22 protein-coding genes are annotated in these 25,033 nt (G+C 68.0%); 8 read left to right on the top strand and 14 right to left on the bottom strand.

Features of this window, described 5'->3' with window-relative positions; translation table 11 throughout:
* The first annotated feature begins 45 nt into the window (after positions 1-45).
* On the top strand, positions 46-339 hold the full coding sequence (locus tag N8888_RS05720) for a hypothetical protein (protein WP_053518791.1): 294 nt from the start codon (positions 46-48) through the stop codon (positions 337-339).
* 33 nt (positions 340-372) lie between these two features.
* On the opposite strand, the gene N8888_RS05715 is transcribed toward N8888_RS05720, so the two are convergent.
* Both N8888_RS05715 and N8888_RS05710 read right to left on the bottom strand, forming a co-directional pair.
* Entirely contained in the window at positions 373-1,182 is an 810-nt protein-coding gene (locus tag N8888_RS05715) for a DUF4349 domain-containing protein (RefSeq protein ID WP_263177855.1), read from the bottom strand.
* A complete protein-coding gene (locus tag N8888_RS05710) occupies positions 1,179-1,535 on the bottom strand; it encodes a GFA family protein (RefSeq protein WP_053518787.1) in 357 nt (118 codons plus the stop codon). Before N8888_RS05710 ends, N8888_RS05715 begins: the two co-directional genes overlap by 4 nt.
* 112 nt (positions 1,536-1,647) lie before the next feature.
* Between N8888_RS05710 and N8888_RS05705 the strand changes: the two genes are divergently transcribed.
* Positions 1,648-3,456, top strand: coding sequence for a DUF885 domain-containing protein (locus N8888_RS05705; RefSeq protein ID WP_193395608.1), 1,809 nt, complete (start codon positions 1,648-1,650; stop codon positions 3,454-3,456).
* Between the two features lie 100 nt (positions 3,457-3,556).
* On the opposite strand, the gene smrA is transcribed toward N8888_RS05705, so the two are convergent.
* On the bottom strand, positions 3,557-5,389 hold the full coding sequence (smrA, locus tag N8888_RS05700) for a multidrug efflux ABC transporter SmrA (RefSeq protein ID WP_074900932.1): 1,833 nt from the start codon (positions 5,387-5,389) through the stop codon (positions 3,557-3,559).
* A gap of 130 nt (positions 5,390-5,519) precedes the next feature.
* On the bottom strand, positions 5,520-7,079 hold the full coding sequence (locus N8888_RS05695) for a serine hydrolase (protein WP_263177854.1): 1,560 nt from the start codon (positions 7,077-7,079) through the stop codon (positions 5,520-5,522).
* 110 nt (positions 7,080-7,189) lie between these two features.
* On the opposite strand from N8888_RS05695, the gene N8888_RS05690 reads away from it, so the two are divergent.
* From N8888_RS05690 to N8888_RS05680, 3 genes are all read left to right on the top strand, one after another.
* Positions 7,190-7,633, top strand: a complete 444-nt coding sequence (locus N8888_RS05690; RefSeq protein WP_128990037.1) for a VOC family protein — start codon at positions 7,190-7,192, stop codon at positions 7,631-7,633.
* A 68-nt stretch (positions 7,634-7,701) separates the two neighbouring features.
* Positions 7,702-8,457, top strand: coding sequence for a DUF72 domain-containing protein (locus N8888_RS05685; RefSeq protein ID WP_263177853.1), 756 nt, complete (start codon positions 7,702-7,704; stop codon positions 8,455-8,457).
* A 60-nt stretch (positions 8,458-8,517) separates the two neighbouring features.
* Entirely contained in the window at positions 8,518-9,465 is a 948-nt protein-coding gene (locus N8888_RS05680; protein ID WP_053518775.1) for a DMT family transporter, read from the top strand.
* Positions 9,466-9,474: 9 nt separating this feature from the next.
* Here N8888_RS05680 and N8888_RS05675 read toward each other — a convergent pair whose 3' ends face one another.
* The 6 genes from N8888_RS05675 to N8888_RS05650 all read right to left on the bottom strand — a co-directional run bounded on the left by N8888_RS05675 (position 9,475) and on the right by N8888_RS05650 (position 18,923).
* Positions 9,475-10,635: an AAA family ATPase gene (locus N8888_RS05675; RefSeq protein WP_263177852.1), complete on the bottom strand. Its 1,161-nt coding sequence runs from the start codon at positions 10,633-10,635 to the stop codon at positions 9,475-9,477.
* 105 nt (positions 10,636-10,740) lie between these two features.
* Complete coding sequence (locus tag N8888_RS05670) at positions 10,741-11,811, bottom strand: sensor domain-containing diguanylate cyclase (protein WP_065174678.1); 1,071 nt, start codon at positions 11,809-11,811, stop codon at positions 10,741-10,743.
* Positions 11,812-11,885: 74 nt separating this feature from the next.
* The gene (locus N8888_RS05665) at positions 11,886-12,608 is read right to left on the bottom strand and encodes a pseudouridine synthase (RefSeq protein WP_053518769.1); all 723 of its coding nucleotides are present in this window, start codon (positions 12,606-12,608) and stop codon (positions 11,886-11,888) included.
* 34 nt (positions 12,609-12,642) lie between these two features.
* Complete coding sequence (locus tag N8888_RS05660) at positions 12,643-14,241, bottom strand: sensor domain-containing diguanylate cyclase (protein WP_428992955.1); 1,599 nt, start codon at positions 14,239-14,241, stop codon at positions 12,643-12,645.
* A gap of 174 nt (positions 14,242-14,415) precedes the next feature.
* Positions 14,416-16,839, bottom strand: a complete 2,424-nt coding sequence (locus tag N8888_RS05655) for a putative bifunctional diguanylate cyclase/phosphodiesterase (RefSeq protein ID WP_262219277.1) — start codon at positions 16,837-16,839, stop codon at positions 14,416-14,418.
* 149 nt (positions 16,840-16,988) lie between these two features.
* Entirely contained in the window at positions 16,989-18,923 is a 1,935-nt protein-coding gene (locus N8888_RS05650) for a DEAD/DEAH box helicase (protein ID WP_263177851.1), read from the bottom strand.
* A 268-nt stretch (positions 18,924-19,191) separates the two neighbouring features.
* Between N8888_RS05650 and N8888_RS05645 the strand changes: the two genes are divergently transcribed.
* Positions 19,192-19,413: an RNA-binding S4 domain-containing protein gene (locus N8888_RS05645; RefSeq protein WP_014036469.1), complete on the top strand. Its 222-nt coding sequence runs from the start codon at positions 19,192-19,194 to the stop codon at positions 19,411-19,413.
* 11 nt (positions 19,414-19,424) lie between these two features.
* Here N8888_RS05645 and ubiM read toward each other — a convergent pair whose 3' ends face one another.
* The 4 genes from ubiM to N8888_RS05625 form a co-directional block, all read right to left on the bottom strand.
* Positions 19,425-20,603: a 5-demethoxyubiquinol-8 5-hydroxylase UbiM gene (gene ubiM / locus N8888_RS05640; protein ID WP_197572448.1), complete on the bottom strand. Its 1,179-nt coding sequence runs from the start codon at positions 20,601-20,603 to the stop codon at positions 19,425-19,427.
* 80 nt (positions 20,604-20,683) lie between these two features.
* Positions 20,684-21,073 carry an MAPEG family protein gene (locus tag N8888_RS05635; protein WP_263177850.1) on the bottom strand — a complete coding sequence of 130 codons (390 nt, stop codon included), beginning with the start codon at positions 21,071-21,073 and terminating at the stop codon, positions 20,684-20,686.
* An 11-nt stretch (positions 21,074-21,084) separates the two neighbouring features.
* Complete coding sequence (locus N8888_RS05630) at positions 21,085-21,648, bottom strand: DUF4019 domain-containing protein (RefSeq protein WP_263177849.1); 564 nt, start codon at positions 21,646-21,648, stop codon at positions 21,085-21,087.
* A gap of 58 nt (positions 21,649-21,706) precedes the next feature.
* Complete coding sequence (locus tag N8888_RS05625; protein WP_263177848.1) at positions 21,707-22,870, bottom strand: COG3904 family protein; 1,164 nt, start codon at positions 22,868-22,870, stop codon at positions 21,707-21,709.
* A 160-nt stretch (positions 22,871-23,030) separates the two neighbouring features.
* Here N8888_RS05625 and N8888_RS05620 point away from each other — a divergent pair, with 160 nt between their 5' ends.
* Positions 23,031-24,509, top strand: coding sequence for a DNA-3-methyladenine glycosylase 2 family protein (locus tag N8888_RS05620; protein WP_263177847.1), 1,479 nt, complete (start codon positions 23,031-23,033; stop codon positions 24,507-24,509).
* Positions 24,506-24,997, top strand: coding sequence for a methylated-DNA--[protein]-cysteine S-methyltransferase (locus N8888_RS05615; protein WP_253118996.1), 492 nt, complete (start codon positions 24,506-24,508; stop codon positions 24,995-24,997). Before N8888_RS05620 ends, N8888_RS05615 begins: the two co-directional genes overlap by 4 nt.
* The last annotated feature ends 36 nt before the right edge of the window (positions 24,998-25,033 follow it).

Genomic DNA, 25,033 nt, shown 5'->3' with positions numbered 1-25,033 from the left:
TCGCTGGCTACGCTGCGGATACCTCCACAACGACCTGCATCTGCCATGGCCCTGCTGCGAATGCGCATTACTGGAACCGAAGACGACGCCCGTGCGATCAGCGACCTGCTGCTGGGCCTGGAAGGCATCGAACATGTCGAGGAAACCGACGATCTGATGCCACACATGGACGACGATGACTCCAGTTCGGCAGGACTGTCCGATGACATCGGTCCGGGCATCCACGAACTGGAGGTGGAGGTGGGCAACGAAAGCACCGCGCAGAAGGTTCGTGACGCGGTGCAGGAGCTTGCGCTGGAGCTGGACGTGTTCGTCGAATACGAGACCGACGAAGGCTGAGCATCGCCGGGCGTGGCCCGGCGAACCCGCGCGTTACGGCGTCCGACGGCGGCGACGCAACCCCGCCCTCACGCCCCATCCTGCGATCAATGCCAGTACCGCGACCGGCAGCAATGCAGCCGCCGCACGGATCAGGAAGGCGATACTGGTACTGAGGATGCTGCCAGACTCGCTCAGCGCATCGCCGATCTCGCTGCGGCCGCGCTCGCCGGAGGTGGTACCGAAGTGCAGCGTCAGCAGCTGCGTATCGATGCGGCGACGCTGCTGCGCGGCGTCCTTGCTGGCCTGCTCCACCCCCGCCTCGATCTCCGACAGGCGCGTGCTGATCGCCAGCAGATCCTCGATCTTCAGACCGCCACGGTCCTGGTAGGCGAGCAGGCGTGCGTGTTCCTTCTCCAACCGTGCCTTGGTCAACGCGGTATCGGCCACCTGCTGTGCAAGATCCTCGGCGCGGGTGGTGCGCGACTGCAGTGAGCCGCCCTCGCCCGCCAGGCCGATCAGGGGCTCCACGCCCTTCGGCGCGATGCGCACCCGGACCTCGCCGCTGGGTGAATCGCCACTGCGCTGGTCCACCTGCAGCACCGCACAGTCACCGAACTTCGCACTCTGGCAGGCCTGCGCGACCTGCTGGATGCGCGGCGCGATCGTTTCCGCGTCCAGCTGCACCTGCACGTCGTGTTCATAGGCCAGGAAGGCGCCTTCGGGCGACGCTACGGCTTCGGCTTCGGCTTCGGCTGCGGCACCACCGCCACCGGCCGCGTGCTCCACCTTCGCGCAGGCCGCCAGGGCCAGCACGAGTGCGGGCACGGTCAATGCGCCCACCCATCCATACCGGACCGTCACGCTGCGGCTCCGTCGTAGGAGGTCACCGACAGGCCGGCCAGGTCGACCTGCGGCAGGCAGCGTACGTTGACCGCCACCATGGCCGCACCGCTGCGCGGATCCACGGCCTCGCTGTACGGTGCAGTGCCGCACTCGCGGCAATGGTGGTGATCGATGTGGTGCCTGTTGAACTGGTAGGTGGCCACATCGGCTGGATCGGTCTGCAGCTGGAATGCCTCGCGCGGCGCAAACCACAGCAGGCTGCCGCGGCGGCGGCACATCGAGCAGTTGCAGTCGATGACGTCGCTGATCGGGGCCTCGGCCTGCACCGTGAATGCGATCCTGCCGCAATGGCAGCTTCCCTGGTATTCCATGTCCTTTTCTCCGCTGGCGGGTCCGTGTAGGTGCCAATGGTAATCCTATGGCACGGGGACAAAGCAGCCCTGGCGGCCTATGCTCGGGGTTTGACCCCGTACAGGAATGCCGATGCGCCCGCATCTTCTTGCCCTCGCCCTGGTCGCCGCCCTCGCCGGCTGCCAGCAGGCCGACGCCCCGACCGCCGGTTCCACCTCCGCCGCCAGCCAGCAGGCCGGTGACGCGGCAGCCGATGCGGCCTTTGCCGAACTGTCCAAGCGCGCCCTGGACACCTGGATGCAGTTGTCCCCGGTCAGCGCCACCCAGATCGGCGACCACCGCTACGACAGCGAGATCGACGACCTGAGTGCGGCCGGCCAGCAGAAGACTGTCGCCGCCTACAAGGCATTGCTGGGCGAGCTGGACAGGATCGACGTGGCCAAGCTGGGCCGGGAGAACCAGGTCGATGCCGCCATCCTGCGCAACCAGCTGCAGTCGGAAATCTGGAACGCCGAAGTGCTGCAGTCCGGCAAGTGGGATCCGCAGCTGTACAACGGCATCGCCGGCAGCGCGATCTACGGCCTGATGGCACGCGAGTTCGCGCCGCTGCCGGAACGGCTGAAGTCGGCCACCGCGCGCATGGAAAAGCTGCCGGCGATCTTCGCCCAGGCCCGCGAGAACCTCGATCCGGCGCGTGTGCCGAAGATCCATGCCGAGACGGTGGCCAAGCAGAACAAGGGCATTCTCAGCATCGTCGATACCTTCATCACCCCGCATATCGGCGAACTGCCGCAGGCCGACCAGCAGCGCCTGCAGGCCGCCATCGATGGCCTGAAGAAGGCCGTGGACGAGCAGCAGACCTGGCTGGACAAGACCCTCGTGCCGAACGCGAAGGGTGATTTCCGCATCGGTGCGGAGAAGTACGACCAGAAGCTCAAGTTCGCCCTCAGTTCTTCGCTGTCGCGGCAGGAGATCGGTGAGCGCGCGCGTGCCGAGCTCAAGCGCGTGCGCGAAGACATGTACGGCATCGCGCAGACGGTGCTGAAGGACAAGCCGGGCGCGCCGGAGATGCCGGCGCAGCCGACCGACGAGCAGCAGCAGAAGGCCATCGAGGCCGCGCTGGAACTGGCCTACGCCGACAAGCCGGCACGTGACAAGGTGGTCGACGACGCCAAGGCCGCGCTGGACCAGTCCACCGCGTTCGTGCGCGAGCACGACCTGATGACGCTGCCGGATGCGCCGGTGGACATCATCCTGATGCCGGAATTCCAGCGTGGCGTGGCCGTGGCCTACTGCGATTCGCCGGGCCCGCTGGACAAGAACCTGAAGACCTTCTACGCGGTGTCGCCGATTCCCGACGACTGGAACGACAAGCAGGTCGATTCCTTCCTGCGTGAGTACAACTCGCGCATGATCCACCTGCTGAGCATCCATGAGGGCACGCCGGGCCATTACCTGGAAGGCTGGCATTCGGCCAAGTTCCCCTCCACCCTGCGCGCAGTACTGCGGTCGGGCCTGTTCGCCGAAGGCTGGGCGGTCTACACCGAGCGCATGATGCAGGAGCAGGGTTACCTCGACAACGATCCGCTGTTCCACCTGGTGCAGCTGAAGTTCTACCTGCGCACGATCTCCAACGCCATCCTCGACCAGGGCGTGCACGTGGACAACTGGGATCGCGAGAAGGCGATGCACCTGATGACCCACGACGCGTTCCAGCAGGAGAGCGAAGCGGCCGGCAAGTGGGTGCGCGCGCAGCTGACCTCGGCGCAGCTGCCGACCTACTTCGTGGGCGCGCAGGAGCACTTCGACACCCGCAAGGCGATGCAGGACAAGCTGGGCGACAAGTTCAACCTGAAGGCCTACCACGACCAGATGCTGTCCTACGGCGCACCGCCGGTGCGCTTCGCCCGCCAGCTTATGCTGGATCAGCCGATCGAGTAAGCGGCTGCGCTGGATGTGGATGATGAACGGCCCGGGCAACCGGGCCGTTCTTCTTTGCGCCGCATCCACGCCCTGCGCGGAACGGCCGCAGCCGAAACGGCTACTGGTCGGCCGCCACGAACCCGCCGGTCTGCCGTGCCCACAGCCGCGCATACAAGCCACCGGCCGCGATCAGCTCGGCATGGCTGCCGGTTTCCACGATCCGGCCCTGGTCCATGACCACCAGACGGTCCATGCGCGCGATGGTCGACAGCCGATGCGCGATCGCGATCACCGTCTTGCCTCCCATCAATTCGTCCAGGCTGTCCTGGATCGCGGCTTCCACTTCGGAATCCAGCGCCGACGTCGCCTCGTCCAGCACCAGGATCGGCGCGTCCTTCAGCAGCACGCGGGCAATGGCGATTCGCTGGCGCTGGCCGCCGGACAGCTTCACCCCACGCTCGCCGACATGTGCGTCGTAGCCACGGCGCCCCTGCCCGTCCACCAGCGTGTCGATGAACGCTTCCGCACGCGCCTTGGCGACCGCAGCACGCAACTGATCATCGGTGGCATCCGGGCGCCCGTACAGCAGGTTGTCGCGGATCGAGCGGTGCAGCAGCGAGGTGTCCTGGGTCACCACGCCGATCTGTTGGCGCAGGCTCTCCTGTGTGACATGCGCGATGTCCTGGCCGTCGATCAGGATGCGGCCGCTTTCCAGGTCATACAGCCGCAGCAGCACATTGACCAGGGTCGACTTGCCGGCACCGGAGGGCCCGACCAGGCCGATCTTCTCGCCCGGCTTCACCACCAGGTCAAGGCCGGCGATCACGCCGCCCTTCTTGCCGTAGTGGAAATGGACATCCTGGAAGTGCACGCCGCCCTGGGTGACCTGCAGCGGCACGGCGTCCTCACGGTCCTGCACGGTCAGCGGCTGGGCGATGGTGGTGATGCCGTCCTGCACCGTACCGATGTCCTCGAAGATGCCGTTGATGGTCCACATGATCCAGCCCGACATGTTGTGGATGCGGATGACCAGGCCCGTCGCCAAGGTGATCGCGCCGACGGTGATGTGGCCACCGTTCCACAGCCACAGTGCCAGGCCACAGGTCCCGGCGATCAGGAAGCCGTTGACGATGGCGATGGCCAGGTCCATGCCGGTCGTCACCCGGGTCTGCGCGCGGTGCTTGACCGCCAGCTCCTGGATCGACTCGGCCACGTAGGCCTGCTCGCGGCCGCCATGGGCGAACAGCTTCAGCGTAGGAATGTTGGTGTAGCCATCGACGATGCGACCCATCGCCTTGGAGCGTGCTTCCGAGGCGATCCATGCCCGCTCCTTCGCGCGCGGCACGAAGTAGACCATGATCACCGCATAGGCGATCAGCCACAGCAGCAACGGCATCATCAATCGCCAGTCGGCCTGTGCGAACAGATACAGCGCGGTGCCGGTATAGACCACGATGTACCAGAGCGAGTCGACCATCTGCACGGCCGATTCGCGCAGCGACGTGCCGGTCTGCATCACCCGGTTGGCGACGCTGCCTGCGAAGTCGTTCTGGAAGAAGCTCAGGCTCTGCCGTACCACGTAGTTGTGCATCAACCAGCGCGAACGATTGCTCAGGCCCGGCACGATGGCCTGGTTGACCAGCAGGTTGTGCAGGCCGACCAGCACCGGGCGCGCGATCACGGTGATGAACAGCATCCAGCCCAGCTCATTGGCGTGACGCGTGAAAAAGCCGGCGCCGGGCTGCTCGGCGACCATGTCGACGATGCGGCCCAGGTAATCGAACATCGCCACTTCCACCAGCGCCAGCAGCAGGCCAGCGATCAGCGTGGCCAACAGCACCGGCCACACCGGCCGGAGGTAGTGCAGGTAGAACGGCAGCACCCTGCGCGGCGGCATGCGCCCGTCCACGGGCGGGAACACCGGAATCAGGGATTCAAACCAACGGAACATCGCATTCCCTCGCCTCTTGCAACCGACGGAGTATCCCATGCCGGATGTGTACGCCAACCGACGATGCGCGGTGCCGGTAGCGCCGGCCCGTGTTCGCCGGGCATGGCCCGGCGCTACCGATCATGCGGCGTCAGTTGACCGGGGTGAACAGCAGGTCCTGGAAGTCGAAGCTGAAATCGGTCAGGTCGGAGATCGGCTGCATGCGCACCTCGCGCACCTTGCCATCCGGGTCGAGACTGATGTTCACGAAGGCATCGGCATTGAGCGAACGGTCGTCCCAGCGCACGATGAAGGTGTCGTGCTGCCAGTGCTCCAGCCGGCCGCTCAGCTGCGCGGTCTTCATGAAGCGCAGGCGCAGCCCCTTGCCTTCCGTGCTGATCTGCATGTCGCCATACCAGCGGTCGCGGAAGGTGCCGGTGTAACCGGCCAGCGGCAGCGAGGGAGTGCTGCCCCTGACACGCGCTGCCTGGTGCTTGGCCCAGGCCTCATCGGCCTTGTCCTGGCCCTTGGCCACGGCCTTGGCATAGGCGTCCACCCAGTCGTGCTTCTCCGCACCCAGATAGGCATCGAGCACGCTCAGCGTGATCGCGTTGAACGCGGCGCCCACTTCCTGGTTGGTCAGCACCACGACCCCCAGCTTCTCGCCCGGCACCAGCGTCAGCCGCGAGACCATGCCCGGCCAGCCACCGGTGTGCCAGACCAGCTTCTGCCCGCGGTAATCGCTCAGGCTCCAGCCTTCGCCGTAACCGGCGAAGTTCGGCCGCGCCGGTGCCAGCTCCGGCACGCTCGGCGCCGGAATCGACTGCGGCGTGATCATGCGCCACATCTGCTGCTGGCTCTTCGCGGTGAACAGCGGGCTGCCATCGGCCAGCGCGCCCTCGGCCAGCTGCACCTGCATCCAGCGCGCCATGTCGTGCGCGCTGGAATAGATGCCGCCGGCCCCGGCATTGTTCGACCAGGTCAACGGTGCGACGGTGCGCAGATCCTTGAAATCGTACTTGGCGTGTCCGACGGCCGCCTTGTCGCCGGGCCGCAGGTGGTCGGCGTTGTAGCGCGTGCCCGCCATGCCCACCTTGTCGAAGATGCGGGTCTGCAGGAACTGCTGGTAGCTCATGCCGGAAACGTGCTCGATCACCTGCTGGGCGACGGCGTACAGGATGTTGTCGTAGGCATAGCTCTCGCGGAATCCCCCTTTCAACGGCACCTTGCCCAGCCGCTCCACCACTTCGGCATTGCTGTAGGCGGTGGCCGGCCAGAACAGCAGGTCGCCCGCGCCCAGGCTGAGGCCGCTGCGATGCGAGAGCAGGTCACGGATCGTCATCTGCCCGGTCACGAACGGATCGGACATGCGGAACGACGGCAGGTGGTCAATCACCCTGTCGTCCATCTTCAGCTTGCCGTCCTCGGCCAGCAGGTTCAGCGAGGTGGCGGTGAACGCTTTGGTATTGGAGGCGATCGCGAACAGGGTATCGGCCTGCACAGGATCCGGCCTGCCCTGCTCACGCACGCCCCAGCCGCGTTCCAGCACCACCTTGCCGTCCTTGACCACGGCAACGGCGATGCCCGGCACGTCGAACTGCGCACGCACGCGCTCGACGGTCGCATCCAGATCCTGCAGCTGCGGGGGCGTTGCAGCATTCGCCATGGTCGTGCAGGCCAGCAGCACGGCTCCTCCAATCCAGGTATTCATCCAGAACCATCTCCGAGCAGGGGTCGCGGCCATGTGCAGGCCATCACCGGGGTTTCGCGGGATGGTAACGGTCGCCGGCGCATCGTGCCCTGTGCCATAGGAGGGGTGCCATGGACGAGAACGGCCGATCAAGCAGTGGATCCACCATCATTCCATGCCTGCGCTACCGCGACGCGCTGGCGGCGATCGACTGGCTGCAGCGCGCGTTCGGCTTCCAGGCGCAGGCGGTGTACGCCGATGGCGACGTGGTGTTCCACGCGCAGCTGGTGTTCGGGCACGGCATGATCATGCTGGGTTCGACCAGCAACGACAGCGCGTGGTCGAAGCTGGCGGTGATGCCTGACGAAACAGGGGGCCGCCAGACCCAGAGCGCCTGCGTGATCGTCAGCGACGCCGACGCGCACTATGCGCGGGCCAAGGCGGCCGGCGCGCGCATCGTGATCGACATTGCCGACCAGGCGTATGGCGGCCGTGGCTACGCCTGTGCCGATCCGGAAGGCTACGTGTGGTGGTTCGGCAGCTACGATCCCTGGCGCGCGGACCACCGCCAGTGACCGCGCCGGCACCCGCCCCCATCCGCTGCGGCATCGGCGGCTGGGTGTTCCCGGAATGGCGCGGCGGCATGTTCTATCCGCCCGGCCTGCCGCAGCGGGAGGAACTGGCGCACGCCAGCCGTGCCCTGCGCTGCATCGAGATCAACGGCACCTTCTATCGCACCCCGACCCCGGCCCAGTGCGCGCAGTGGGCGTCGCAGACTCCTGCCGGCTTCCGCTTCTCCCTGAAGGCACCCCGCTATCTGGTGCAGCGTCGCGACCTGTCCGGCACCGTCGAGGCCGCCGCGCCGTTCCTGCAGGCAGCGATCGCCCTGGGCGACCGCCTCGGGCCGCTGCTGTGGCAGTTCGATCCCCGCCATCCTGCCGATGCTGGGGCACTGGACGCGCTGATGGCCCAGCTGCCGAAGCAGCTCGATGGCGTGGCGCTGCAGCACGCTGTTGAAATCCGCAATCCGCAGGTGTACAGCGCATCCCTGGTCACTGCCGCGCGCAGGCACGGGGTGGCGTTGGTCATCGAAGACAGCGACGAAGCCCCGCTGCACGGCGACGTCACCGCCAGCTTCGTCTACGCGCGCATCAAGCGCAGCCAGGCCCGTCTGCCGCAGGGGCTGCCTGCAGCCACGCAGCAGCGCTGGGCCGAACGCGCCCGGCGCTGGGCCGTCGGCGAGCCGGTCGACGACCTGCCATGCCTTGCCGGATCCGCCCCATCGACGCCACGAGAGGTGTACCTGCTCTGCATCGGTGCCGGCAAGGCACGCAATCCGGCCGCGGCGATGGCCCTGCAGCGGCGGCTGGACGACCTGCTCGGGTCTCAGGGGCGGTAAACGCGGCCAGGATCGAGCTGCCGACGCCCAGCGGTCACCGCCTTGCCGCACAATAGGCGGATGAGCACGCCCGACACCCGCAAAGCACTTTGGCAGATCCACTTCTGTGTCCTGTTGTGGGGCGTCACGGCCATCCTGGGCAAGCTGATCACCTTGCCGGCGCTGCCGCTGGTGTGGTGGCGCATGCTGCTGGTGACGGCGATGCTGGCACTGCTGCCACGGGTGTGGCGCGGCCTGCGCACGCTGCCGTTGCGGGTGGTGGCCGGATACGCCGGCATCGGTGCGCTGGTCGCCCTGCACTGGCTGACGTTCTATGGTGCGGTGAAACTGGCCAATGCCTCGGTGGCGGCGACCTGCATCGCGCTGGCACCGGTGTTCACCTCGATCATCGAGCCGTGGGTGGCCAAGCGTCCGTTCCAGCTGCGCGAACTGGCCTTCGGATTGGCAGTTCTGCCGGGCGTGGCGCTGGTGGTGGGGGGCGTGCCGGATGGCATGCGGCTGGGGGTTCTGGTTGGCGCGCTGTCTGCACTGCTGGTGGCGGTGTTCGGCTCGCTCAACAAGCGCATGGTCAGCCACGCCGATCCGTTGACGGTGACTGCGCTTGAACTGGGGGCCGGCACCCTGACCCTGACCCTGCTTGCGCCGCTGATGCCCTACCTGCTGCCGGCCCTGGCCAGCCCGCTGTGGGTGGTGCCGGACCTGCACGACGGCATCCTGCTGCTGGTACTGGCGGGTATCTGCACCCTGCTGCCGTTCGCCCTCGCCCTGGTCGCGCTGCGCCACCTCAGCGCCTACACCGTGCAGCTGGTGACCAACCTGGAACCGGTGTATGCGGTGCTGCTGGCGGTACTGCTGCTGCGCGAGCAGCACGAAGTCACTCCCTGGTTCTACCTGGGCGTGGCGATCATCGTCGGTGCGGTCTTCCTGCATCCGCTGCTGAACCGCCGCAAGCCATTGCAGCATCCGGAAATCCTCGGCACCGCGGAGGCCCGCAACGTCGCCGACTGAGCGGGCACGTCACCGCCGCGGCCAGTGCCATGCCGGCGCGTCCAGCAGGCCCTGCCCGCTCAGCAGCGTGCGGCCGTGTTCCTTGTGCAGATGCACGGAATGGCGGGCGGGCGCCTGCTCCAGGGCGGCGATCAGGCGGCTGGCGTGCGACACCACCCACACCTGGCTGCGTGAACTGGCCGCCACGATCAGCCGCGCCAACGCAGGCAGCAGGTCAGGATGCAGGCTGGTTTCCGGTTCGTTGAGCACCATCAGCGGCGGCGGCCGCGGCGTATGCAGGGCAGCAGCCAGCAGCAGGAAACGCAGCGTGCCGTCGGACAGTTCGGCCATCGACAGCGGCCGCAGCAGGCCGGGCTGGTGGAACCGCAGCACCATCCGTCCATCCAGCACCTCGAATCCCACCGAAGCCCCGGGAAAGGCATCGTCCACCGTGCGAGCCAGCGCGACCGGGTCACCGTTTTCCAGGATGGTCACCCACGCTGCGGCCAGATCGCGGCCATCGTGGTGCAGCACCGGGGTACGCGTGGCCATCGCCGGCTGCCGTGCCAGGGCATCGGCATCGCTGCGGAAGTGATCGTAGAAGCGCCAGCGCCGGATGTACTCGCGCAGGGCGAAGGTCTCCGGCATGCGCTGCGGATCAGCTACCTGGGTGAACAGGCTGTCGAACAGCGACAACCGGTCGTCCAGCACATCCCAGCCACGTGCATGGCGCTGCCGCACCATCCCGCCCCGGCGATCCACCAGCTGACTGGCTGTGCGCAGGAAGGGACCGGCCCAGATTGCTTCGGCCTTGATCTGCGGGTCCAGGGCGAATGCCGACAGGCTGGGCGGCGGGTAACCGAGGTCGATGGCGTAGCCGTAGTCATCGGTGGCGAAACCCAGTCTGAGGCCTACCGGCTCCTGTCGCGGCCCTCCCTGCAGCGGAATCTCGCCTGCAGCTACCCGGCGGTCGATCCTGCCGGGCCCTGCCCACAGCGCCGAGCCCAGCCCACCCTCGCGCGCCAGCGCTGAGGCCACCCCGCCCTGGGCGGTTTCAGCCAGCAGGCGCAGCGCCCGATACAGGCTGGACTTGCCGCTGCCGTTGTCGCCGGTGATCACGTTCAGCTGCTGCAACGGCAGCACCAGCGTATGCAGCGAGCGATAATTGGCGACGGCCAGGGTCTGCAGCATGGTGGTCATCCTTGGAAACAAGGCAACCATGGTGACCCCGGGCGTTCGCACCCGCTGCGACCCGGCGCCATGCAGCGATGGGGCCGCCGGTTGCGGACGGCCGGCTCAGTCCGCGAACTCCACGCGGTTGCGTCCGTTGCCCTTGGCCCGGTACAGCGCCGCGTCGGCACGAGCCAGGGTCTGGTCGACACTGTCGCCGGCGCGATGCATGGCCACGCCGATGCTGACCGTGACCGGAAAGCCGAGCGGCAGGTTGCCCACGGCCATACGCAGGAACTCACACTGCACGCCTGCCGCGTGGAGATCCGTGTCCGGCATCACCGCCACGAATTCCTCGCCGCCATACCGCGCCGCCGTTCCGCCGCCGGCGAAATGCGCGCGCAGCAATGCCCCCAGTTCGGCCAGCACACGGTCACCGGTCGCATGCCCGTGGAAATCATTGATGCTCTTGAAGTGGTCGATGTCCAGCAATGCCACGCAAACCTGTCGTGGCTGGCCATCGGCATCGGCGAGGGACTCTTCCAGCGCGACCGCCATCGCCCGCCGGTTCGGTAGCCCGGTCAGTGCATCGGTACGGCTCTGTTCGGCCAGATCCGCGTTCTGTGCCAGCAGCACATCGTGATACTCGGACAACAGGCGTTCGTAGTCATCGCGTTCCAGCATGTGCTTCTGGATGTCCAGTGCAAAGCGGCGCAGCTCCATCACCAGCATCACCTGCCGTGACAGCGCACTGAGTGCCTCGGCCTTGGCCCGTTCCAGATGCTGCGGGCGCGCATCGAACACGCACAGCGTCCCGAGCGGCAGTCCGTCGGAACTGATCAGCGGTGCGCCGGCGTAGAAGCGGATGTGCGGATCGCCCACCACCACCGGATTGTCATGGAAGCGCACGTCCTGCAGTGCGTCCTCGACCACCATCACCTCCTGCGGCTGCAGGATCGCATGGCCGCACATCGATTCGCTGCGCAGGGTCTCGGTGGCATCGATGCCCTGGATCGACTTGAACCATTGCCGTTCAACGTCGATCAGCGTGACGGCCGCCATCGACGTGCCGCAGACCGCCTTGGCGATCACCACCAGATCGTCGAACGATCTCTCGCGTTCCGAATCAAGGATGCGGTAGCGGTACAGCGCTTCCAGGCGAAGCGCTTCATTGGCGGGCTTGTCGGGCTTGATCATGCAGCGTCATGTTCCGGCAGGTCTCGGCGGAGTCTATCCGATGCGCGGCCGGGCCGACGTCCGACCGCTGTCGTTTACCAGTCCTGCTGCTGCGGCAGCAGGCCGTGCAGCTCCTGCTCGGTCAGGTTGCGCCACTGGCCCGGCTTCAGCGCACCGATCTTGATGTTGTCGATGCGGACGCGGCGCAGCTGGGTGACGCGGTATCCGAACTCCGCCGCCATCAGGCGGATCTGCCGGTTCAGGCCCTGCTCCAGGGTGATGCGGAACCCGAATTTGGCGATGCGCGAGGTGCGGCAAGGCAGGGTCATCTGGTTGTGGATGCGCACACCACGGGCCATGCCGCGCAGGAACTCGTCGGTGACCGGCTTGTTCACCGCCACCAGATACTCCTTCTGGTGGCCATTCTCGGCACGCAGGATCTGGTTGACGATGTCGCCATTGCTGGTCATCAGGATCAGTCCTTCCGACTCCTTGTCCAGGCGGCCGATCGGGAAGATGCGCTGCTCGTGGCCGACGAAGTCGACGATGTTGCCTTTCACCGAGCTTTCGGTGGTGCAGGTGACGCCGACCGGCTTGTTCAGCGCGATGTAGACGTGGCGGCGCGCCCCCGGCTTGCGTGCGGTACGGGCACGCAGCGGCTGGCCGTCGACCAGCACCTGGTCGCCCTCGCCGACCACGGCACCGGTGCCGGCCGGATGGCCGTTGACGGTGACCCGGCGGGCGGCGATCAGGCGGTCGGCCTCGCGACGGGAGCAGAAGCCGGTATCGGCGATATGTTTGTTGAGTCGGGTGGTCATCGCCCTATTATCCGGCATCGCCGCCCTGTCAGGTTCATGCTGGTGCGGGTGGATCCAGTTCTTCGCCGTCGAACACCCGGTTACGGCCCGCGCGCTTGGCCACGTACATGGCATGGTCGGCCCGGCGCAGCAGCGCGGCCAGGTCGTCCTCGCCCGGCCGCCACTGGGCCAGGCCGATGCTGGCGGTCACCTCCAGCCCCGGCACCTGCAGGGCCTGGCAGGCCTCGGTGATGCGCTGGCGCAGGCGATCCAGCCGCGCCGCCGCCGCCTCGCGCGGCATGCCCGGCATCAGCAGCAGGAACTCCTCGCCGCCCATCCGCACCACCTGGTCCTGGCTGCGCACGGCGGCCCGCAGCGCACGGGCCACGGCGACCAGTACCTGGTCACCCACCTCATGCCCGTGGCGGTCGTTGATGTCCTTGAACAGATCAATGTCGAGGAAGCCGATCACCATCGGGCCACGCTCACGATCCACCCGTTCCAGATGATGGCCGAGCTCCCGCAGACCGGCGCGGCGGTTGGGCAGCCCGGTCAGGCCGTCGGTCTCGGCCAGCTGGCGCATCTCGTCACGCTGCTGGCGCAGGCGTCCCAGCCGCAGGTTCAGGGCGTAGGCCGCCATCATCAGCAGCCAGGTGATCGCCAGCTGCAGCGCCTCCACCCGGTACTCCAGCAGCCACTCCGCAGCGCAGGCGTCGGCGCCGATCAGCACCAGCATCGGCGCCAGCGCCGCCAATCCAGCCAGGGCCCAGCGGTCGCCACGCCACCGCGCCCCTATCCCCATCAGCAGGGAGACGCCGCAGCCGGCCAGGTAGGTCACCTGCAGCCCCTGCGCGACCCATGCGAGCTGATCCCAGCGCAGCCACGGCACCAGCGCGGCTACGCCCAGCAGGGCGCACAGGACCATCTGCTGGAGCAGGCGTGACTTCGGCCACAACCGGTCGCCACCGTTCAGCCACCACAGGGCAGGCAGCACCAGTGCCTGGCTCGCTGCCGTCAGCGCCAGCAGCCACCAGGCGCCACGCGTGCCGACCGGCAGCCACGGCTCCGGATAGCCGCTGAGGCCTCCGAGGATGGCCTGCCACAGCACCAGCACGCCGGTACCCGCGATGTACACCAGGAAGCTGCGATCACGGGTGGTCAGATAGGCCATCAGCGCCGACAGCGCCAAGGCCAGCGCCACCGCGATGCAGGCCGCGCGGACCAGCAGCCGCGCAGTGTCGTTCTGCTGCACCGGGCTGGGTGCGCCGAGCCGTAGCGTCGGTACCCAACGATCCTTCAGCGGCGTCTGCCACGAGACCAGGAATGGCTCGTGACTGCCGGCCGGCGGCACCGCAACCAGGCCCACGCCGGCTCGGAAACGCGAGTCGCGGGTACGCGCATCATGCATGTCGCCGCAGATCTCCCGGTCGCCGTGCCGTACCTGGACCTCGCCCGCGAACACATTGAACACATCCAGCGCCTGGGGTTCGCCCGACCAGCCCGCCGGCGGCGCCGGCACCCTCACCTGCTGGCGTGGCCCGGCCAGCATCTGCGCAGTACAGGCGCGATGGGGCGTAGGCTCGGCGGTGGCAACGCCCACCAGCAGGTAGTCGGGACCGTGCATCGCCGCACCGGCCTGCGCAGGCCACGGCATTGCCAACCACACCAGCAGCACGACCAGCACCACCCCAGTTCCGTACTGCCACTGCCTGACGACCACGCCACATCCTGTTCTGCTTACGCCCGCGCCCACTGCGCGTCGCCCCTGGCGTGCATTATCGCAGCCGTCCGTGGCATGCAGGTGTAGACAATCGTCGCGGACCAGCGTTCAGCCTGCGGCCGGCGGGCCCTTCACCGCCTTCAGCCTGACCGGCCGCAGGTCGGTCAGGGTCATCCGCTCCAGCGGCTGCGGCCGCTCGATCGCATAGCCCTGCAGCCCCTGCACGCCCAGCCGGGTCAGCGCCCCCGCCACCTCGCTGCTCTCCACCCACTCGGCCACGACCTCCATCTGCAGTTCGCGGCCCAGTTCGGTGATCGCGCGTACGGTCGCGTGACTGACCGGATCGACATCCATGTCGCGCACGAATGCGCCGTCGATCTTCAGCATGTCGGCCGGCAGCTGGCGCAGGTACCCGAACGAGGACAGACCCGATCCGAAATCGTCCAGCGCCAGCCGGCAGCCACGCGCCTTTACCGCATCGATGAACGCCCGCGCCTGGCTCAGATTGCTGATCGCGGCCGTCTCGGTGATCTCGAAGCAGAGCTTGGACGCCAGTACGCGGTTGCGCTCCAGCAGGTCGCAGACGAAAGCCAGGAAGCTGGGTTCGGCGATCGACTGTGCGGACACGTTGACGTTGCACAGGCCGAGCTGGCGCACATGCGCCGGGCACACCTGCAGGTGCCGGAACAGCAGGCCGAGCACATGCCGGTCCAGTGTCACCGCCATGCCGTAGCGCTCCACCGCCGGCATGAACTGGCCGGGCAGATGCAGCGTACCGTCGCTGTCGCGCATGCGCACCAGCACCTCGTAGTGCAGATAGCCCGGGTCACCCACCCGGGCGATGCGCTGCGCGTACAGCAGCATGCGGTTCTCGGCCATCGCCCGGCTCACGCCCTGCAGGCGCTCGGCCTCCAGGCGCCGTTCGTCCAGCGCCATGCGGTCCTCGTTGAAACAGTGCACGCGGTTGCGACCGGCCTGCTTGGCTGCGTAACAGGCACTGTCGGCTGCGCTCATCAGCCAGTTGACATCAGGGGCCTCCTGGCTGACCTCGACCACGCCGATGCTGCAGCTCAGCTGCAGGCTGCCTTCGCTGATCGGGAATGTGGCCTGGCCAAGATTGCGGATCACCCGCTGCAGCACGCGCTTGGCCTCATCCTGGCCCGCATGGGCCAGGAACACCGCGAATTCGTCGGCACCCAACCGGCCAACCCAGTCGCCCTCGCGCACGGCGGCGACCAGATAGTCGGCAAAACCGCGCAGCATCTGGTCGCCGGCGGCATGGCCGAAGCTGTCATTGACCAGTTTGAAATGGTCCAGATTGATGTAGCACAACGCATGCGTGCCCCCCTCGCTGCGCACCTGCAGCAGTGCACGCTCGAGCAGGCGCTCGATCTCGCGCCGGTTGATAAGGCCCGTCAGCGGATCGTGGCTGGCGTGGTGTTCGATCTCGCGGGCCAGCGCATGGTTCTGGCTGACATCCTCGACAATCGCGAACACCGACAGCCCGCCACCGGTGTTGCGCACGCCGGTACCGCTCCAGCGCCCCCATACCAGGCTGCCGTCGCGACGGCGGAAGCGCAGCTCGCTCGGCCGCAGCTGCCGCTCCCAGTCGATCCGGCCAACACCGTCGATGACCAGCTCTCCTTCCATCAGCAGGTCACCCAGCGACATCTGCAACAGCGCGTCACGGCGATGGTCGAGGATGTCCGCCATCGCCTGGTTGGCTTCCAGCACCCGGCCGCCGGCATCAAGCTTCAGCATGCCGACATTGGCCTGGTAGAAGGCTGCGCGGAAGCGGCTTTCATGCTCCGTCAGATCCTTGCCGACCCGTCGCGCCAGGGCGACGGCCATCAGGCTGATCGCCAGCACCGACAGGCCGCCGACAACCAGGGTCGCCATCCTTACAGCGGCAGCCATCCGCAGCAGCGCCTGCGAAAACGCCTGCGCCTGCACCTGCAGCCGCCGGTCGAGATCACGGAGCTGCTGCAGGTACCGGTCGCGCGCGGCGACCGGCAGTGGACCGTCGGCATGACGATGCTGCAGTTCATCGACCAGCCGGTGCACGGCCATCAGGTCGTCGTCGGTCGCCCGCCAGAGGGCGGTCGCTTCACGGAAGGCGCCGAGGTCACGGGCGTGACGGAATGAAAAGATCAGCCGCGGCACATCGGCACGCGCGTTGCCGCCCTGCAGGAAGCCCTGTCGGGCACGCTCGATATCCGGTCTCGGCTGCTCCAGCGCCAGGCGTCCCTGCAGGTCCCCCATCGGCACGCGCAGGGCCTGGCGGGCGTCTTCCAGATCGCGGGCATCCCCCCGCGCCAGGTAGCGGCTGAGAGCGGCCGTGGCGTCCTGCTGGCCACGCGACCAGTAGCCCTGGCCGGCGATCCACGCCGTCGAAGCCGCCTGCAGTTCCTGGATCAGCGCCGACAATGCGACCAGCCCGATCGCCATGCCCGTCAACAGCGCAAACCTCAGCCCCAGCCCACGGGACATGGGTACCCGGCGGCTGTGAATGTCCGTGCCACTCCTACCCATCCCGGATCCCCCCGAATGTGCTGCGGTGACAACCTCCCTTCGAACCGGCCCAGCCTATGACCCTGAATGTGTGGGCGGTGCGAAACCGGGGTCCACAAACGAGCAACGCCAGCCCGGGGGCTGGCGTTGTCGATCACGGCAGGTCTGGCTCAGTAGCTGCGCGGGCCGCGCGGCTTGAAGCCATCACGACGCGGCGGACGGCCGTCACGGTCGCCGCCCGGACCACCCGGGCCACCTGGGCCGCCACGACGCGGGCCACCCGGGCCACCCGGACCCCGCTTGTCGAAGCGCGGCTTGAACGGACGCGGTGCCGGATTGATCTCTTCACCGGCGGCCAGCGGACGCATCTGCAGCTGCTGGCCGGACACCCACACCTTCTGCAGGTGGGTCAGCACGTCCTGCGGCATCTGCGCCGGCAGGTCCAGCAGCGAGAAGTCGTCGTGGATGTCGATGCGGCCGATGTAACGGCTTTCCAGGCCGGCTTCGTTGGCGATGGCGCCGACGATGTTCGCCGGCTTCACGCCATGCTGGTGACCGACCGAGATGCGGTAGGTCTCCATGCCCTGCTCCGGCGCACCGCGCGGCGGAACTTCACGGCGCGGACGCTGCTCGAACCCCCCTTCGGCGTCGTCACGGCGGGGACCACGCTCGAAGCGCGGGCCACGTTCGTTGCGGTCGAAGCGATCGCCACGCTCCGGACGGTCGCTCCGGTCGAAGCGCTCGCGCGGCGCACGCTCTTCCCGCGGGGCACGCACCGGCGGCTGCAGCAGGAACGGGGTGTCGCCCTGCAGCATCTTCGCCAGCGCGGCAGCAATTTCGATGGCCGGCACGTTCTGCTCGTTCTCGAAGCGCTCCAGCAGCTGGCGGTAGAAGTCCAGGCCGCCGGCGCCGAGCGTTTCGCTGATGCGCGAGGTGAACTTGTTGATGCGGGTATCGTTGACCGCTTCCACGCTCGGCAGCTGCATCTCTTCGATCGGCTGGCGGGTGGCGCGCTCGATCTGGCGCAGCATACCCTTCTCGCGCGGGGTCGCGAACAGGATCGCCTCGCCGCTGCGGCCGGCACGACCGGTACGGCCGATGCGGTGCACGTAGCTTTCGGTGTCGTACGGAATGTCGTAGTTCAGCACGTGGCTGATGCGCTCGACGTCCAGGCCGCGGGCGGCAACGTCGGTGGCCACCAGGATGTCCAGCTTGCCTTCCTTCAGCATGGCGATGGTGCGCTCACGCTGGGCCTGCTGCATGTCGCCATTGATCGCGGCAGCGGCCAGGCCCCGGGCCTGCAGCTTGCTGGCCAGTTCTTCGGTACCGGCCTTGGTACGCGCGAAGATGATCATCGCGTCGAACGGCTCGACTTCCAGGATGCGGGTCAGCGCGTCCAGCTTGTGCATGCCGCTCACCCACCAGTAGCGCTGGCGGATGTTGGCCGAGGTGGTGGTCTTGGCCGCGATGGTGACCTCGACCGGGTCCTGCAGGTAGGTCTGCGCGATGCGGCGGATCTGCGGCGGCATGGTGGCCGAGAACAGGGCCACCTGGCGCTGCTCCGGCAGCTTCTTCAGCACGGCTTCGACGTCGTCGATGAAGCCCATGCGCAGCATTTCATCGGCTTCGTCCAGCACCAGGGTCTTCAGCTCGGACAGGTCCAGGGTGCTGCGGTCCAGATGGTCGATCACGCGGCCGGGGGTACCGACCACGATGTGCACGCCGCGGCGCAGGGCCGACAGCTGCTGGCCATACGGCTGGCCGCCGTACACCGGCAGCACGCGGAAGCCCGGGATCTTCGACGAATAGGACTGGAACGCTTCGGCGACCTGGATGGCCAGTTCGCGGGTCGGCGCAAGGACCAGCGCCTGGGGCTTGATCTGCTGCAGGTCGATGTTGGACAGTACGGGCAGTGCGAAAGCGGCGGTCTTGCCGGTACCGGTCTGCGCCTGGCCCAGCACGTCGCGGCCTTCCAGCATCGCCGGGATGGTGGCGGCCTGGATCGGCGACGGGGTTTCGTAGCCGATGGCGGTGACCGCCTGCATCACGGGCTCGGACAGGCCGAGCTGCGCGAACTGCAGCTGCGCTTGGGAATCTTGGGACATGGGGAACTCCGAAGGCACTGCCGTCTTCCTGGCAGTGCGATAAAAAAGGTGATGGTCCGCGCTTTGGGCGCCCTTCTTATCGCGTGCCCTGGCGCTGCTCGGTCGGAGGAGATTTCACTCGCTCAGAGCGGAATGATACCGCATTGATCCTGAACGAGGCGTACAGTTTTTCCCTTCGCGTGCCGTCAGGCCCCGTGCTGGCGCACAATACGCGCCCTTTTCCCGGCCCGGCCGCTGGCCTGCGCCCCTTCCCAGGAACCCCCGCTCCATGCAGATTCTCGAATTCGACCTCGACGGTGACTACGTCGAACTCAAGCAGCTGCTCAAGCTGGCCGACCTGGTCACCAGTGGCGGCGAGGCCAAGATGGTCATCAGCGAGGGCCAGGTACGGGTCGACGGCGAAGTTGAACTGCGCAAGGCCTGCAAGATCCGCGCAGGCCAGGTGGTCGAATTCGCCGACAGCCAGATCCGGGTGCTGGCGGCCGGCTGATCTGACCCTGTTCAGGCCACGCGCTGGGTCAGGTGCGAGGCGATCAGCTGCCTGAACGGTGCCACGCCCTGGGCGACACGCAGGCCCGCTGCCCGCAGCAGCCGCGCCGGGCGCCGATCATCGGTGTACAGGCTGGCGATCGCATTGGTCGCCTCGTACAGCGGTCGCGCCGCCATCCGATGGCCACGCTGGTAGCTGGCCAGCATGCCGGCCGCAGCGATGTCCGCGCCGCGGCGCTGCTGGCCGGCGATGCCCCGCGCCAGGCGCTGGGCACTGGCCAGGCCCAGGTTGAAGCCATGGGCGGTGACCGGGTGCATGCCCACCGCGGCATCGCCGATCAGCGCCGAGCGCTCGCCTGCGAAATGGTGTGCATAGACACCCACCAACGGATAGGCCTGCGGCGTGGCGACCGGCTGCATGCCCCCCAGCCGATGCTCGAAGAAGCCGCTGACGGCCTCACCGAAGGCTACCTCATCCATCGCCAGCAGATCCTCGATCCGCCGCGGGGGCAGCGTGATCACCGCAGATGCCTGGCCTTCGTTGAGCGGCAGCAGCGCCATCGTACGACCGTAGCCGAACCACTCCCACGCGGTGTGGTGATGGTCGCGTTCGACGCGCATGCGGCACACCAGCATCGACTTGCCGAAGTCGCGCATCTGCGCACCGATGCCGAGCATGCGCCGGGTTGCGGAGAAACGGCTGTCCGCGGCCACCAGCAGCCGCGCATGCAGCCTGCTGCCGTCATCCAGCGCGACTACATGGCCCTGCGCATCGGCCTGCACGCCCTGCACCTTGCGCCCGTCGAACAGCTCCAGGCCGTCCTGGCGCTGCACCGCGTCCCACGCCGCACGGCGGATCAGATGATTGGGCACCAGCCAACCCAGCGGCTGACCATCGACCTGGCTGCTGGCGAAGGTCAGTGCGAACGGCGAGCCGCCGTTCATCACCTTGGCATCGCGCAGTTCGGAAATCTCGGCCTCCGGCAGCCGTGCCCACAGCCCCAGCTGCTCCAGGCTCTGCCGCGACGCGTGGGTCAGCGCGATCTCGCGGCCGTCGAACGCCGCTTCGGCGAGCGCCTGGCGTGGCTGCGCTTCGATCAGCCCGATCTGCAGCCCGCTGCCGGCCAGCGCGCGTGCGAAGCACAGTCCTGCCGGCCCCGCGCCGACCACCACCACATCCATCCTGCGCATGCGCGGCTCCCGCCATCGATCCAGTCGCAGCCAGCATAGCGCCGCAAAGCTGACCGGCCTTGATCTGGATCAGGCCCGGCTCACAGCAGTGCGAACACCAGCGCCAGGATCGACAGCAGCGACACCAGCCACACCAGGCTGCGCACGTAGGGCACACCCGCGGCGTACAGCGGCAGGTAGACCACCCGTGCCCAGAAGTACGCCTGCGCGGCCAGTGCCGTGGTGTCGCTGCTGCGACCGGCCACCACCACCGCGATCGCGGCGGCGGCGAAGAACGGGAACGTCTCAAGGAAGTTGGACTGGGCCCGTTGCAGCCGCCCTGCCAGCGGGCTGAGTGGCCGGCCCTGTTCGTCGCGTGCCGACGCGTTCCACTTCATGCCCCGCTCGCGGGTCACCACCGTGGAGGTGGCGAAGATGTAGACAAACCCCAGCAGCGTCGACCACGCCAGCAGTGTCAGTTCGGCCGCCATGCTGTTCTCCTTCAGGGTCCGGGTGCGCGCAGGCTGTAACCGGCCAGGCGCCAGACCTGGTCCTCATCGAAGCGGAACGAGACCAGTTCGCGCACGGGCTGCGCACTGTTGGCGAAGCGGGTCGGGAAGCTGACATTGATGTACAGGCCTTCGGGCACGACGGCGCCGGCCGCGTACTTCACCCGGGTAATGGACGGTTGGCCGCGACCACTCAAGGCCCCCAGACGGGTGCGATCGGCGGTCAGCTGGCTGATGAAGGCCGGCTTGGTCACCGCGCGCCGCGCTACGGCTGATGCGCCATCCCACAACTCGCCCGCGCGGTTGGCGTCGACCATCTGCGCGGCCCTCAGTGCGGCCGCCCCCATCTCCGCGTCCTGCTTCTGCACCTGCGCCTGCTGTGCCGGGCTGAGGGCCGGTGCGGGCGGCCGTGCCGCTGTCGCCGCTGTCGCCGGTGGCGCGGCGGCCGGCGTACTCGGCGCCGGGCGCGCCGGCGCCGGAGCCGGCGTGGCGGGCGCGGGCACCTGGGCGAATGCAGCAAGCGGCAACAGGGACAGCAGCAGGAGCACGCGCTTCATGGACACCACCGGTTCATCGGAAGGAACCGCAGTCTACGCCAGCCGGGTGAGGCGTTTGTCAGCGCAGCGGCACGCTGCCCTGGGTTGCTTCGGCATCGGCCTGTGAGGCCTGGGTCTCCGTCTCCACTGCCGGCTGTTCCGCCACCGGAACCTGCGGCGGAGGAGACGTTGGCAGCGTGGCCACGTCGATCTCCGACAGCGGGCTCTCCTCGGGGCAGACCGGATCGGGGAAACCGAACCGCTGCTTGAGCGACTGGCCGCAGCTGTTGATCGATTCCATGTCCGCACCGTCGCGCTTGCACTGCTGGTCGAAGGCGATCAGGAACGCGTCCTTGCGCTGCACGAAATCGTCGCCACACGCGCGCATCTGTTTGATCCGTTCCAGGTCGTCCTGCACCGCATTGGTGCCATCCAGGCCGAACTGCCGCAGCTCCTCGGGGGTCAGCAGGCGCAGGCTGCGGTTGGGCACGGTCATCATCAGATCAGCAACGCCCACCGCCACACCGTTGCGCTGCAGATAATCCTTCACGTTGTCGTAGACCTCGTGCAGCTCGCGGTTGAGCTCGGCGCGCGAGGTCGCCTTGGAGCTGATGCGCATCATGCGGTGGATGCCGACCTTGCCGGTCAGCAGGCGGTTGTCGCCGGCCGCGAGCACGAACACGCAGGCGCTGTGGCAGATCGATCCTTCGCGCACCCAGATGGTCCAGCCCGATTCGCCGATGCTGTCGCCGGCAATGATCGCCGACTCGACCTGGCCACCACTGGAGTCGAGATCGAGGATGCGCTTGTGGATCTCCAGCGCGTCGGCCACCACGGCCAGGCGCCACATCATTTCGGCGAACCCGGGATTGATCTTGCCGTTGTAGCGCACCCGCAGCAGGCCACGCTCGGCGCACGGCTGCAGCGCCTGGCTGATCTGCTCGCGCTGCAGCCCGTCCAGCTCCACGCCGTCGCCGCCTTCGGCCGCGTAATCGGTGCTGCAGCTGACCCAGGCCCGGCCGTTCTCCAGCTGCGCCTGCGGCCACGGCCGATCAGCGCGGCTGCGCGGCGGGGACGGCGGTGGTGGGGCGTCGGCGGCGTTGATCGACACCATGTTGTCGCCATCGCTGGCCGGTGCCCGTGCCGCCTTGTCAGCCGCGGTCACGTTGCCCGGATTCTCCAACTGGCTGCAGCCCGCAAGGGCCAGGCACAACAGGGGCAACCAGCGGATCAAGGCGGACATCGGGCAACCGGATTTCGCAGGAACAAGGATCACAGTCTACCTGCCCGGCGCGCGCATTCAGCACGTGGCACTGAACCGGTTCTGACCCCGGATCGCGACCCGCTGCATCCATGTCCGAATCCGGCGAGTATCCTCCACATGAGCGGCCTAGACTGGGCGCATGAACACCGCCCTCGTCCTCGACACCGCTGCCTGCGACCGTGCCCGCCTCGCCCGTGACGCGCGCTTTGATGGCGTGTTCTTCACCGCCGTGCGCAGCACCGGCATCTACTGTCGGCCGGTCTGCCCGGCGCCGCCGCCGAAGCCGCGCAACATCACCTATTTCCCGAGTGCGGCCGCAGCCACTGCCGCCGGTTACCGGCCCTGCCTTCGCTGCCGTCCCGAACTGGCGCCGCAGGCACAGCAGGCGCTGGCCGGCCAGGCCGTGCAGCGGGCGCTGGCGTTGATCCACGGCGGCTTCCTGCAGGAGCAGCCGGTTGCCGGACTGGCTGCGAAGATCGGCCTCAGCGCACGCCAGCTGCAGCGCCTGTTCGTGGAGCACCTGGGCGCCACGCCCGGCCAGATTCACGCCACCCACCGCCTGCTGCTGGCCAAGCAGCTGCTGACCGAAACCACCCTGCCGGTCACCGACGTTGCGCTCGCGGCGGGCTACAACAGCCTGCGCCGCTTCAACACCGCCTTCCTGCAGGGCTGCGGGATGGCGCCGACCACGCTGCGCCGCCAACACGTCCCGCTGGCCGCCGATGACGGTGGCCTGGTGCTGCGCCTGGGCTACCGGCCTCCGCTGGATTTTCCGCGCATGCTGGCGTTCCTGCGCAAGCGCTGCCTGCCGGGCATCGAACTGATCGGCGACGACAGCTACCAGCGCGTGCTCGGCACGCCTGAACGACCCACCCTGCTGCGCGTGACGGCTGATCCGAAGCGGCCGGAACTGCGCCTGCAGTTGGGTGCGGTCGATCCGCGGCTGATACCGGACATCGTGCGACGCGTGCGGCGGGTATTCGATCTCGATGCCGACCTGCAGCAGGTGCATGCCGCGCTCGGTGAAGAGCCGCTGCTGGCGCGCGGCATCGCCGAACGCCCTGGCCTGCGCGTGCCGGGCGGCTGGGATGGCTTCGAGGTGGCGGTGCGTGCCGTGCTCGGCCAGCAGGTCAGCGTTGCGGCGGCGACCACCTTCGCGCGCCGGCTGGTCGACGCGCATGGCGCCCACCTGCCGGGCATGCCGACGGAGTTCGACCGCCAGTTCCCCTCTCCCTCGGTATTGGCGGACGCCCCTCTGGAATCGATCGGTCTGCCACGCAGCCGCGCCGCCACCGTGCGCGCACTGGCCGCAGCCTGCGTCAGTGGCCAGCTCGACTTCGGGCCCGGCCAGGCACTGGAGGAATTCGTCGCCCGCTGCGTGGCCCTGCCCGGCATCGGCCCGTGGACGGCGCAGTACATCGCCCTGCGCGGCCTGGGCCAGCCCGACGCGTTTCCTGCAGGTGACCTGGTGCTGCAGCAGGTGCTCGGCCATGCCCAGGGGCAGCGCCTGAGCGAACGCGCCACCGAAGCGCGATCCCAGCCCTGGCGCCCCTGGCGCTCGTATGCGGTGCTGCATCTGTGGCATCTGTCCGGCACGTTCGTTGGAGAACCGACATGACGTTGTTGTTCGACCGTTTTGACAGCCCGATCGGCGAGCTCACCATCGCCGGTGACGAACGTGGCCTGGCCCACGTGCTGTTTCCTGAAAACCGCCACCCCGCGCGCGGACGCAGCGACTGGCACAATGCGCCCGGCGCGTTTCCCGAGGCCCGCGAACAGCTGCTGCAGTACCTGCATGGCGAACGCAGCACATTCGATCTGCTGCTGGCACCGCGCGGCACCCCGTTCCAGCTGCGCGTGTGGCACGCCCTGGCGTTGATACCGTTCGGCCAGACCTGGAGCTACCTGCAGTTGGCGCAGCACCTGGGCCAGCCCAGCGCGACGCGCGCGGTCGGCGCCGCCAACGGCCGCAATCCCCTGCCGATCATCCTGCCCTGCCATCGCGTGATCGGCAGCAACGGAGCGCTGACCGGTTTCGGCGGCGGACTGGAGACCAAGGCAGCACTGCTGCGGCTTGAGCAACGCCAGGTACCGCTGTTCGCCTGATGGGAGATCGGGGTTAGATCCCTTTTCCCGTGGGAA

Source organism: Stenotrophomonas maltophilia (genome assembly GCF_025642255.1).
Classification (GTDB): domain Bacteria; phylum Pseudomonadota; class Gammaproteobacteria; order Xanthomonadales; family Xanthomonadaceae; genus Stenotrophomonas; species Stenotrophomonas maltophilia_P.
Note: the sequence above shows the minus strand (reverse complement) of the source record. Positions and strands in the feature narration are given on the sequence as shown.

Bases quoted from the DNA above. Each gene is read 5' to 3' on its own strand.
- N8888_RS05720 (WP_053518791.1), top strand. From the start codon at position 46: ATGGCCCTGCTGCGAATGCGCATTACTGGAACCGAAGACGACGCCCGT.
- N8888_RS05710 (WP_053518787.1), bottom strand. From the start codon at position 1,535: ATGGAATACCAGGGAAGCTGCCATTGCGGCAGGATCGCATTCACGGTG.
- N8888_RS05705 (WP_193395608.1), top strand. From the start codon at position 1,648: ATGCGCCCGCATCTTCTTGCCCTCGCCCTGGTCGCCGCCCTCGCCGGC.
- smrA (WP_074900932.1), bottom strand. From the start codon at position 5,389: ATGTTCCGTTGGTTTGAATCCCTGATTCCGGTGTTCCCGCCCGTGGAC.
- N8888_RS05695 (WP_263177854.1), bottom strand. From the start codon at position 7,079: ATGAATACCTGGATTGGAGGAGCCGTGCTGCTGGCCTGCACGACCATG.
- N8888_RS05690 (WP_128990037.1), top strand. From the start codon at position 7,190: ATGGACGAGAACGGCCGATCAAGCAGTGGATCCACCATCATTCCATGC.
- N8888_RS05685 (WP_263177853.1), top strand. From the start codon at position 7,702: ATGTTCTATCCGCCCGGCCTGCCGCAGCGGGAGGAACTGGCGCACGCC.
- N8888_RS05680 (WP_053518775.1), top strand. From the start codon at position 8,518: ATGAGCACGCCCGACACCCGCAAAGCACTTTGGCAGATCCACTTCTGT.
- N8888_RS05675 (WP_263177852.1), bottom strand. From the start codon at position 10,635: ATGCTGCAGACCCTGGCCGTCGCCAATTATCGCTCGCTGCATACGCTG.
- N8888_RS05670 (WP_065174678.1), bottom strand. From the start codon at position 11,811: ATGATCAAGCCCGACAAGCCCGCCAATGAAGCGCTTCGCCTGGAAGCG.
- N8888_RS05665 (WP_053518769.1), bottom strand. From the start codon at position 12,608: ATGACCACCCGACTCAACAAACATATCGCCGATACCGGCTTCTGCTCC.
- N8888_RS05660 (WP_428992955.1), bottom strand. From the start codon at position 14,241: ATGCCGTGGCCTGCGCAGGCCGGTGCGGCGATGCACGGTCCCGACTAC.
- N8888_RS05655 (WP_262219277.1), bottom strand. From the start codon at position 16,839: ATGGGTAGGAGTGGCACGGACATTCACAGCCGCCGGGTACCCATGTCC.
- N8888_RS05650 (WP_263177851.1), bottom strand. From the start codon at position 18,923: ATGTCCCAAGATTCCCAAGCGCAGCTGCAGTTCGCGCAGCTCGGCCTG.
- N8888_RS05645 (WP_014036469.1), top strand. From the start codon at position 19,192: ATGCAGATTCTCGAATTCGACCTCGACGGTGACTACGTCGAACTCAAG.
- ubiM (WP_197572448.1), bottom strand. From the start codon at position 20,603: ATGCGCAGGATGGATGTGGTGGTGGTCGGCGCGGGGCCGGCAGGACTG.
- N8888_RS05635 (WP_263177850.1), bottom strand. From the start codon at position 21,073: ATGGCGGCCGAACTGACACTGCTGGCGTGGTCGACGCTGCTGGGGTTT.
- N8888_RS05630 (WP_263177849.1), bottom strand. From the start codon at position 21,648: ATGAAGCGCGTGCTCCTGCTGCTGTCCCTGTTGCCGCTTGCTGCATTC.
- N8888_RS05625 (WP_263177848.1), bottom strand. From the start codon at position 22,870: ATGTCCGCCTTGATCCGCTGGTTGCCCCTGTTGTGCCTGGCCCTTGCG.
- N8888_RS05620 (WP_263177847.1), top strand. From the start codon at position 23,031: ATGAACACCGCCCTCGTCCTCGACACCGCTGCCTGCGACCGTGCCCGC.
- N8888_RS05615 (WP_253118996.1), top strand. From the start codon at position 24,506: ATGACGTTGTTGTTCGACCGTTTTGACAGCCCGATCGGCGAGCTCACC.